Annotated in this window: 9 protein-coding genes; 4 read left to right on the top strand and 5 right to left on the bottom strand. The window is 64.5% G+C overall.

Annotated elements, in window-relative coordinates:
- Positions 1–11 precede the first annotated feature (11 nt).
- From CSQ91_RS13510 to CSQ91_RS13500, 3 genes are all read left to right on the top strand, one after another.
- Entirely contained in the window at positions 12–461 is a 450-nt protein-coding gene (locus CSQ91_RS13510) for an excinuclease ATPase subunit (protein WP_099388710.1), read from the top strand.
- 107 nt (positions 462–568) lie between these two features.
- Positions 569–1,165, top strand: coding sequence for a hypothetical protein (locus CSQ91_RS13505; protein WP_099388709.1), 597 nt, complete (start codon positions 569–571; stop codon positions 1,163–1,165).
- A 133-nt stretch (positions 1,166–1,298) separates the two neighbouring features.
- Positions 1,299–1,922, top strand: coding sequence for a 4'-phosphopantetheinyl transferase family protein (locus CSQ91_RS13500; protein ID WP_143451031.1), 624 nt, complete (start codon positions 1,299–1,301; stop codon positions 1,920–1,922).
- Here CSQ91_RS13500 and CSQ91_RS13495 read toward each other — a convergent pair.
- Genes CSQ91_RS13495 through CSQ91_RS13485 form a run of 3 tightly spaced genes read right to left on the bottom strand, consistent with a single transcriptional unit; the run spans position 1,919 to position 3,573 of the window.
- Entirely contained in the window at positions 1,919–2,704 is a 786-nt protein-coding gene (locus CSQ91_RS13495; RefSeq protein WP_034785488.1) for a DUF2145 domain-containing protein, read from the bottom strand. The genes CSQ91_RS13500 and CSQ91_RS13495 overlap by 4 nt on opposite strands.
- Before the next feature lie 5 nt (positions 2,705–2,709).
- Positions 2,710–3,126: a hypothetical protein gene (locus CSQ91_RS13490; protein WP_034785489.1), complete on the bottom strand. Its 417-nt coding sequence runs from the start codon at positions 3,124–3,126 to the stop codon at positions 2,710–2,712.
- A 24-nt stretch (positions 3,127–3,150) separates the two neighbouring features.
- Positions 3,151–3,573 carry a hypothetical protein gene (locus tag CSQ91_RS13485; protein WP_052140399.1) on the bottom strand — a complete coding sequence of 141 codons (423 nt, stop codon included), beginning with the start codon at positions 3,571–3,573 and terminating at the stop codon, positions 3,151–3,153.
- Between the two features lie 160 nt (positions 3,574–3,733).
- Between CSQ91_RS13485 and CSQ91_RS13480 the strand changes: the two genes are divergently transcribed.
- Complete coding sequence (locus CSQ91_RS13480; RefSeq protein ID WP_034785491.1) at positions 3,734–4,477, top strand: helix-turn-helix domain-containing protein; 744 nt, start codon at positions 3,734–3,736, stop codon at positions 4,475–4,477.
- A gap of 25 nt (positions 4,478–4,502) precedes the next feature.
- On the opposite strand, the gene CSQ91_RS13475 is transcribed toward CSQ91_RS13480, so the two are convergent.
- Positions 4,503–5,960: a DUF3999 family protein gene (locus CSQ91_RS13475; RefSeq protein WP_099388707.1), complete on the bottom strand. Its 1,458-nt coding sequence runs from the start codon at positions 5,958–5,960 to the stop codon at positions 4,503–4,505.
- Entirely contained in the window at positions 5,957–9,169 is a 3,213-nt protein-coding gene (locus CSQ91_RS13470) for a DUF2339 domain-containing protein (protein WP_099388706.1), read from the bottom strand. The genes CSQ91_RS13475 and CSQ91_RS13470 overlap by 4 nt, the downstream gene beginning before the upstream one ends.
- Positions 9,170–9,308 lie beyond the last annotated feature (139 nt).

Genomic DNA, 9,308 nt, shown 5'->3' with positions numbered 1-9,308 from the left:
AGGAAAACAGCATGAAAAAAATGATGATCCTGGCGGCGCTGAGTGCAGCGCTGACGATTGCCTTGCCGGCACAGGCAGGCGATACCAAACACATGATGTCGATCGCCAATGCGATGTCCGCCAACGACGCCCAGGCCCGCCTTGGCGATACCGTCAAATTCTATTTTGGCGACCAGGCAACGCCCCCGATTGCCACGCGCATCAGCAGCGACAAGACCAGCCAGAAAACCAATGGCGTCGGCAAGTCGGCAGAAACCTCGTGCAACTGGGCCTTCCTGTCGGCCATGCTGTCGTTGCAAAAGCGCGCCCAGTCGGTGGGCGCCGATGCCGTCGTCAATATCGTCAGCAATTACAAAAACATCGAAAATTCCAGCGCCACGGAATTCGAGTGCCATGAAGGCACGATGATGACGGGAGTGGCCTTGAAGGGCGAGTTCGTGAAGTTGAAGGCAGATAAGTAAGTAGCAGTAGCAGGAAGCAGCAGGGAAGTCCACCCCATCGGTAACCAGCGCAATCAGATGCAGCGATCGCGTCCGGAAGCCATTCCAATAAAAAGTAGAAAGAGAATATGCAAAAAGTATCGAAAACTGTCATCCTGGCCGGTGCACTGCTGGCATTGACCATGTTGCAAGGCTGCGCCACGCGCATCAAGGCATCATCGACAACCAATCCGCCGCCGAGCGAGGCTTTCTCGTCGTTTGGCCGTATTGAAGTCAAGCCGACAGTCTTTGCGGAAGGCTACAAGGGCAACCAGGCCGGCATGGCCAAAATCGACGAGAACATCCGCAAGGACCTGGCCGAATCGCTGACCAGCTGGAATGCCGCCCCGGCCAATGGCCGCGTGCTGATCATCGAGCCTATCGTCGAAGAAATCCAGTTCAAGAGCGGCGCCAAGCGAGTACTGCTGGGACCATTGGCCGGCAGCTCGGGCGTGCGCATGCGCGTCATGATCCATGACAACAAGGGGGCCCTGGTCGCAACGCCAGAGTTCTTCCAGCGCGCGGACGCGATGGCGGCAGGATTCACGTTCGGCGTGCACGATAACCTGATGCTGACCCGCATCGCCAACCTGACCAGCGCTTACATCAAGGCCAACTATGTACGTGCCGAAGGCGGCCCGACGGGCGCCGATAGTAAAGCGGTCGAAGCAGCAATGACGAACTAAGACGGGCGTGGCGCGCAAGCGCCTGCAGACCTGCGGAGAATGGCAGCGATGGGCAACCGCGCTGCCATTTTTTTTGCCGCATGCATACTGGCAATTTGTGGCAGACTGCGCCTTTGTCTATCCCGATCTTGTCATGCCACCAGCCTTGCCCAGTACCGGCGCCAGCATCTGGCTGCTCGATTCCCGCAGCATTGATCTTGCGCAGAGCAGCCAGTATGAAACGTGGCTGGGTGGGGCGGAAGCGGCCCGCTACGCGCGCTTTGTGCGGCCGTTGCGCCGGCGCCAGTTCCTGCTGGGGCGCGCCCTGCTGCGCACGGCGATGGGGGAAATGCTGGAAGTGGCGCCGGAGTCCATCGCGCTGGAAGAGAGAGCAGGCCAGGCGCCGCGGCTGCTGGCGCCAGCCGGCGGTCCCTATTTCAGCATTTCGCACAGCGGCCATTGGGTCGCCTGCGCATTGAGCGGTACTACGCAGGTGGGACTCGATATTGAGCTGCGCGACCCGCGGCGCGACGTGCTGGCGCTGGCGCGCCAGGCGTTTGGCGCAGATGTGGCCGCCGAGCTGGAAAGCATGCCGCTTGAAGCGCGGCTGGCGGCGTTTTACCAGCGCTGGAGCGAGGCGGAGGCGCGCTACAAGCTGGGCCTGGACGCGGCAAGCTGCGTGACCTTGGCGCATGCCGAGTTGTCCATCGTGCTGTGCAGCGCGGCGCCGCTGGCGCAGACGCCCGCCTTGATCGTGCCGGGCCTGGTGTCGGACTAATTCCCCCGCACGACGATTTCCTGCACCTTCGGTTCGCGCTGGCGCATGAAGCGCACGATGGAGTCGACGGTGACGACATCGATCTGGCGCGTCATGCGGCGTTCGAACGGGTGATCGTCAAAAGCGATATTGGCGCGGAACATGCGCGCGCCCAGGCGCGTGGCGGCGGGTATGCTGAGCGTTTGCGGCGCGTAGCTGGCGCTGCGCAGCCAGCCTTGCGCTTCGGCGCGCGTTTCGATCTTGCCCGGCTCGTTGCTGGCGGCGGCCAGGGTTTCCAGCACCCACTGATTCGAATTCTGGTACTTGGTGGAAAACGGGTAGGCCAGCATATTGTAGTGCGGCTCATGCAGGCGCTTGGGCGTGTTCGACGTCAGCAGGCGCACCAGTTGCTGCTGCGTATCCTGGCCGGGAATCAGGATCAGGGTTTCATACATGAACACATCATCCATGAAGAAATTGCCCAAGCCTTCGTTGTACAGCGACGATTGCGCCGTGCCGCATTCATTGAGTTCATGCACCACCAGCCAGCGGCCTTTCGGGTGGTCGCGCCAGGCCAGCGCCATGTGCGAATAGCGCAAATTGTACTTCGACAGGTCTTGCCCGGCGCGCGCCACCAGCGCCACCTGCGCGCCCGAGCCATCGAGCGCCTGCAGGGTCTTTTGCGCCAGGTCCATCGATTTGACGAGGGTGCTCGCATCCGTTTGCTTTTCCTCGCACGAGCGTCCCGCATGGGCGGCGCCGGCCAGGGCCAGGCTGATGACAATCACGGTCAGGCGTTTCATGGGGTTCACGCTTTCGAATGGTAGAGGATGGCCTGGCCGGCGGCGTTCGGCACATAGGCGATGGCCTTGCCCGACAGCACCAGCATGTGGCCCGTCGACACGGCCACCACGTTGACGACCGTGCCGGCCGCCAGCGACAGGCCTTGCGTGGCCTTCTGGCTCAGCTTGACGGAAGCCGTGGCAGCCTGCGAGGCGCCCCGGGCCGTGCTTTTCAGTACGAGGACGCTGCCGTCGGCCACGTCTTCCACCTTGTCGATGACAACTTCACCGGCGGCGGCCAGCACCGACATGGAGCCGACCAGGACGATGGCCGAGGCCATGCTGGCGTTGTCGGACGCGTTGGTGGTGTCGGAATTGGCGGCCTGGGCCAGCGGCGCCAGGCTGGCGGCGCACAGCAGGGCGGTGGCGAGCAACTGTTTCATGGGATGTCCGTTCTTCATTGGTGCTTACGCTTTGGAGTGGTGCAGCAGCGCCTTGCCCAGTTCGTTCGGGATGAAGGCGATGGCCTTGCCGGACATGACCAGCATGTGGCCGGTGGACAGCGCCACCACGTTGACCACGGTGCCGGCTGCCAGCGACAGGCCCTTGGCCGCTTGCGCGCTCATCTGGATGGAAGCGCCGCCCGCTTCGGACGCGCCTTTCAGCACGATGACGATGCCTTCGCCCACCGTTTCCACGCTGGCGACGACCACCTGGCCGGAGGCGACCAGCATCGACATGGAACCCGCGACGACCACGGCGGAACCCTGGCTGAGGTTTTGCGAACCTTTCGACAGGTTCTCGGAGGCGGCGGCGTGGACCAGGCCGGGAGCGGCTACGGAGAGCGTCAACAGCGACAGGGACAGGCAGAGGGGCAGCAGGCGTTTCATGTGTTTCTCCTTCAAGTGTGCCAAGTGGCAACGCCATCATTGTAGACTGTGGGCAATTGGTCAATGAAAACGCTACTCGTAGCGGGCAGGCATACCGCAGGTAGCGTATTGCGCTACTTTTTTGCCGCTGGAACCGATGCTATTTATATAAAGGAAGTGCATGCCACAAACCCACGCCTTGATCGAAGCCTTGAAACGCCTGTTGAAAGCGCGTTCCGTCACGTATGCCGAGCTGGCCCAGCGCATCGGCGTATCCGAAGCCAGCGTCAAGCGGATGTTTTCGCAGAAGCAATTTACCCTGCAGCGGCTGGATCAGATCCTGGTGGCCATCGGCAGCGATTTCCAGCAGCTGGCGCTGGCCGTGCAGTCAGCCCAGGCCGCGCCCACCCTGATCACGGGGCTGACGTATGCGCAAGAAAAGGAAATCATCGAGGACACCCGGCTGTTCGTGGTGGCCGTGTCCGCCCTGAACCTGTTACCGCTGGAACAGATCGTTGCCATCTACGACATCAGCGAAGCGCAAGCCGTGAAATACCTGCTGCGTCTCGACAAGATCGGTTTTCTGGAACTGCTGCCGAATAACCGGGTCAAACTGCTGGTGGCGCGCACGTTTGCGTGGATACCGAACGGTCCCATCCATACGTATTTCAAAAAGGAAGCCTATGGCGACTATTTGAATTCGCAATTCGATGGTGAAACGGAATTGCTGCGCCTGGTGAACGTGATGCTGTCGAAAAAGTCCACGGCGGCCTTGCTGGAGCGCCTGAAGCAAGTCGCGGTGGAATTCTCGCAGCAACACCAGGAAGATGCGCGCCTGCCTGGTGAGGAGCGCCTGGCCATCAGCTTCATGCTGGCGGCGCGGCCGTGGATGCCGCAGACGTTCAAGGCGCTGCTGCGGCAGTGAGTCGGCAAGCTACGCGCTCAGGCGGCTAATGTTCCTGCTTGTCGCTACTGCCTTGTTCCTCTTTCATCTGCGACAGCAAACGCCAGGCAAAAAAGCCCAGCACGCCCACGCCCAGCAGCAGGGCCGCCCATAGCGCGGCCAGGCGCCACGGCGCACTGGTGCCAGCCGGTGCCGGCGCGGCGTCGCTTGCGCCAGCGCGCGCCGTCAACGCGCCCAATGTGGCCATCGGCAGCGCCTGCAATTCGCCGTCGCCATAGCCGGGCGCCACCTGCGACAGCGGCTGCGCCACCGGCTGCGCGTCGGTTTTGCCGAATGCCAGGCGATATGGTCCCTTGCCGCCGGCCAGGAACACCAGCGTTTCCGGCGTCCAGCCAAGGCGCAACAGCGGCGCGCTGGTCGGCATCGCCGTACTTTGCGACTCGGGCCGCAGCACCCATTGCGTGGTCTGCACCACGGGCATGGCCAGGTCGCCGGAGACGCGTTCCTTGCCAGCCTCGCTGATGCGGTAAAAGCTGGTGGTCAGCAGCGGCTCAAAATATTCGCCATTTGCCGGTCGTGTTTGCCGGTGCAGGGACAGGCGGCGCTGCGGCACATAATGACTTTGGCGATACACGCCCAGCGTGACGGGCAGCACCACATTGCGCTCCTTGAATTGCAGCGCAATGCTGTCGGCGGGAATGGCGATCGGCGTGGCATACGCCCAATCGCCAGCAAGTTTGCCTGGCGCACCGCGCAGCACGATGCTCGCGCGTGGCGGCGCCGCCTCGGTTTCGCTGACGGCTTGCGCCGCAATCGATGCAAACACCAGCGGCTGGCCTTCCTGCCAGCTCAGGCGCGCGTAGCGGAAAGCGCGTGGCGCAAAAGCGATGCTGTCGTTGGCCAGCGTTTGCGTGTCACTGTTGCTGAGCCAATTCAAGGTGGTGGTGCCGATGGCATCCCATTGCTTCAGGTCGTCGCTCACTTCCAGCAGTACTTGCGCACTGTAATTTTGCGTGCGCTCCGGTGGCGTGAAGCGCAAGGCGGCGATGCGCCTGTCTTGCGTCTGCTTGCCCAGGTCGAGTATCAGCGCTTGCAGCGCCGCCGTGGCCGCTGCTGTGCCGGCGCGGGTGCTGACCGACAGCAAGCGGCCATCGTCCGCCGTGCGGATGTCGATGCCTTGCAAGCCGTCGCCAGTTGCCGGCGCGCCCGTCACGGGGAAAATGCGAACGGGAATGGCTGTCCGCTGCGTCGCCGATTGGGCGGGCGGCGCGCCGATGGCATAGGCCAGGCGCTTGCCGTCGGCATCGAACAGCCGCACGTCGGCCAGGCTGGCCGAACTGGCGTGCAGGTAGACTTCCTTGGGCAATGCCAGCTTGACGATGCCCGCGCCGGCCGGCACGGTCACCGGCATGCTCCAGCCATATTCCTGTGGCCTGTCCTGGCCAGGAGCGGCCAGCGCGGCGCCTGCCAGCAGCAGGCTGCAGCAGATCAATGAGTGTTTCATGCTGCTCCTTGTTGCGGTTCGGCTGGCGCTGGCGCGGCAGCCTTGGGGAAAGGCGCCAGGTAGCCGATCAAGACCATCAGCAAGCCGACACCGACAAAGGAGATGATGCGTTCGATGCCGCCCACGTTCGACAGATCGATCAGGAACAGTTTCAAGACAACCAGTCCCAACAGCACAGCGCCCATGCTCCATTGCTGGCGCCGTTGATGGCGCGCCGCGTGGCGCATCAGCAGCAGGGCCGTGATGCTCCATACCAGCGACAGCATCGCTTGCACGAATTGCGAGGCCAGCATGGCGTCAAAGGTGTACGGCACGCCGACATAGTGCGATACCGTGCGCAGCAGCATCAGGTTGAACCACACATACACGCAGCAGGCGGCCACGGCAGGCAGACGTGCTTGCCACAGGGCAGGCAGGGGCAACTGCTTCGCCGGCAGCAGGCGGTAGCTGGCAATGGCCAGCAGGATGGCAAAGCCCGTGCTCAAGTCCAGCGGATTGAGCAGCGGCAAGTAGGGCAGCGGTGCCATGGCGCCATCGTCGAAGATATTCCAGGCGGCAATCAGCAGCAGCGACCAGAGTGCGCCTAGCGGTATCAGGGTGCGCTGGTACCACTCTGCAATCGGCGCCACCGGCCAGGCGCCCGCGCGGCAGCGGCGGATCAGCAAGGCCAGCACCAGCATCATGGCCCAGGCCGGCAAGTAGCGGGCCCAGGCCGGGCTGACGCGGTCTTCATGCTGTGCCAGCCAGGCGTTGACATGCATGGCGCCGACCGGCCACAGCATCAGCCATGGCGCGGCAGTGCGCAGCGTATGGAGCAGGCGCTGCGCCCGCAGGCCGAGTTGCCAGCCAGCTTGCGGCCAGGCCAGCAGCAGGTATTCGCCGGCGGCCAGGGCGCTGCCCAGCGCCAGCCAGCTCAAGCCGGTCGGCAGGTAATCGCGCAGGTACAGCGCCAGCAGCATGTTGGCGCTCCACAAGCCCAGGCCGAGCCAGGTGGCGACGGTGAACCAGCGCAGCTGCGGCCAATCGAGGCGCCGCGCCAGGATGGCGAACGCGGGCGTCGTGACGCACACGGCGATCAGGTACAGCGCCAGCCAGTGCTCGCCCGCGTGCGGCTGCATGCTCGGATCGCCGTCGATCAGGCGCAGCAGCCAGCTGACGAGCGGTACGAGGATGGCGGCAAACCACAGCAAGCCGCTCCAGACCAGCAGGGGGCGTGCTGCCAGAGCCAGCAGTTCGTCGCCGCCGCGCGCGCGCAGCGCAAGGAAACGGGCGCTGGCGAAGGCGGCGGCGCCCAGCAGCAGCGCGCTGAGGAAGGAACCGTCGAACAGGCTGGCCGGGTGCTGGTCCCAGGCCCAGCTGGCGCGGCTGAGCATGACCATGCCGGCCAGTACCTGCACGGCCAGCAGCAGCGCGCGCGGCGCATGCCATTGTTCGCGCCGCGCCAGCGCCGCCAGCAAGGCGGCCACAGCCAGCGCGCTGACTGTCAGCAGGTTCAATTGCGTGGTGGCATCCGTGCGCAGCAGGATTTCGCTCCAGATGCCGCCCAGCAGCCAGGCTGCGGCGGCCGTCAGGAACAGCACGGACAGGCTGCTCATGAACTCCGGATGCAAATGGCTGGCGTGGCGGCGGAAATTGTAGGCCATCACCAGCGCGGCGGCGGCCAGCAGCGCGCAGCCGAGCCAGATGTTGGCGTGCAGGGCCGCAGCCGTATCGAGTTCCTGCATGGCGATCAGGAAGGCAATCCAGGCGGCCCCCTGCACCAGCAGGCCGAAGGCCCAGGCCAGTGTCTGGCGCTGGCGCAAGCCGACCCAGACGATGCCCGCGCCTTCCAGCGCCCACGCGGCGGAGGTCCAGCGGCCATCGAGGGCGAACGGAATGGCCAGGGTGCCGAAGACGATGCCCAGCGCGAGGAAGGCTTCGGCCAGCAGTTTGAAACCTGCGCGGCGCCACAGTGCCACGGCCAGTCCCGTGTAGCCCAGCCCGGCAATCAGCGCGGAAAAGGCCAGGCCGAAGTGAAAGTGCTGGACCAGGCCGTATTGCAAGCCCATGGCCGCCAGCGGCGTGCCAAAGACGAGGGTGCCATCCACGTAATGCTTGAGGCGCGGCGCTTGGCGCGCGCAATAGGCGATGGCGATGCCGACGTAGAACAGCACGAAGAGGATCAAGAACAGCTGCGTCGACAGGTAGTGCTCGGGCGTGTAGCGCAGCAGGCCCCAGGTGGTGGCGACGACGAAGGTAAAGCCAAAGCTCAGCACATTCAGGACGCGCCAGGCGCGTTTCAGGGCGATGGCGAAGACGCCCGCATTGAGCAGCGCGTAATAGCTGAACAGGCCGATATGGTTGCCGCTGCCCGTCGACACGAGCAGCGGCACGGCAAAGCCGCCGACGATGCCGAAGACGGCCAGCCAGACGGCGTTTTGCAGCACGGCCAGCAGACAGGTGAACGCCGTCAGCACGAACAGCACGGCAAACGCCAGGCCGGCCGGGATCAGTTCATACAGGCGGAAGGCGCCAAACGTCACCAGCATCAATATCGCCAGCGCCGTGCCCTGCAGCGGCAGGCTGATGCCGGGACGGCTGAGGCGGATGCGCCAGGCCCAGGCCAGCAGGGCAATATCGGCCAGCGCGATGCCGGCCAGGCGCAGTTCGATGGGCAGCGTGACCTGCGCCGACACGTACTTGAGCAGGAAGCTGACGCCGAGGAAGAGAATCAGCAAGCCCAGCTTGGCGACCAGGTTGCCCGTGAATAGCCAGTTCTTTGCCTTGGCAACGAGGCCGTCCGGGTGCGCGATCCAGGAAGGGGTGTTGGGGACGGCAGGAACGGGCCGGGCTGGAATCGGCGGGGCTGGTTTTGGCGGCACGGGCGCGGCGGGTGCGGGAGCTGCTGCCGGCGCGGCCTGCGCCACTTCGGCCACCTTGAGCGCGGCCGCCTGCGGCACGGGGGCGGGCGTGGGCGGCGGCATGGGTGCAGGCACTGCCACCGGCGCCACGCTAGCGGGTACGGAGGGTGCTACGGCAACGACGGACGTAGCCGCAGGCGCTTCGGCCTGGCCTTCCAGCGCCCGCAGGCGCTGCTGGATGCCGTCGACTTCCTTGCGCAAGCGCGCCGTCAGCAACTCCAGATCCGCTACTTTCCTGCGGTGCTGCAGCACCAGCACGAAGGCGGTGACCAGCAAGGCCAGAATGGTCAATGATGTGAATCCAGACATGGAGGCAGCTTTCCGGAAGGGGCGGGCAGGGGCGCCAGCGGTATGCGCACATTACCTTATTATCAAGAAACAAGCGATTTCTGTTGTGTCAGGGTAAGTGCCAGCCAGCGCATGGAGCGGCAAGGCGAGCATGACGCGG

It is taken from the genome of Janthinobacterium sp. BJB301 (assembly GCF_002735685.1).
Taxonomy (GTDB): Bacteria; Pseudomonadota; Gammaproteobacteria; order Burkholderiales; family Burkholderiaceae_D; genus Janthinobacterium; species Janthinobacterium lividum.
The sequence above is the reverse complement of the archived record's forward strand: the minus strand, read 5'-3'. Positions and strand labels throughout refer to the sequence as shown.

Excerpts from the sequence above, each read along its gene's own strand:
- CSQ91_RS13510 (WP_099388710.1), top strand. The coding sequence starts at position 12 with ATGAAAAAAATGATGATCCTGGCGGCGCTGAGTGCAGCGCTGACGATT.
- CSQ91_RS13505 (WP_099388709.1), top strand. The coding sequence starts at position 569 with ATGCAAAAAGTATCGAAAACTGTCATCCTGGCCGGTGCACTGCTGGCA.
- CSQ91_RS13500 (WP_143451031.1), top strand. The coding sequence starts at position 1,299 with ATGCCACCAGCCTTGCCCAGTACCGGCGCCAGCATCTGGCTGCTCGAT.
- CSQ91_RS13495 (WP_034785488.1), bottom strand. The coding sequence starts at position 2,704 with ATGAAACGCCTGACCGTGATTGTCATCAGCCTGGCCCTGGCCGGCGCC.
- CSQ91_RS13490 (WP_034785489.1), bottom strand. The coding sequence starts at position 3,126 with ATGAAACAGTTGCTCGCCACCGCCCTGCTGTGCGCCGCCAGCCTGGCG.
- CSQ91_RS13485 (WP_052140399.1), bottom strand. The coding sequence starts at position 3,573 with ATGAAACGCCTGCTGCCCCTCTGCCTGTCCCTGTCGCTGTTGACGCTC.
- CSQ91_RS13480 (WP_034785491.1), top strand. The coding sequence starts at position 3,734 with ATGCCACAAACCCACGCCTTGATCGAAGCCTTGAAACGCCTGTTGAAA.
- CSQ91_RS13475 (WP_099388707.1), bottom strand. The coding sequence starts at position 5,960 with ATGAAACACTCATTGATCTGCTGCAGCCTGCTGCTGGCAGGCGCCGCG.
- CSQ91_RS13470 (WP_099388706.1), bottom strand. The coding sequence starts at position 9,169 with ATGTCTGGATTCACATCATTGACCATTCTGGCCTTGCTGGTCACCGCC.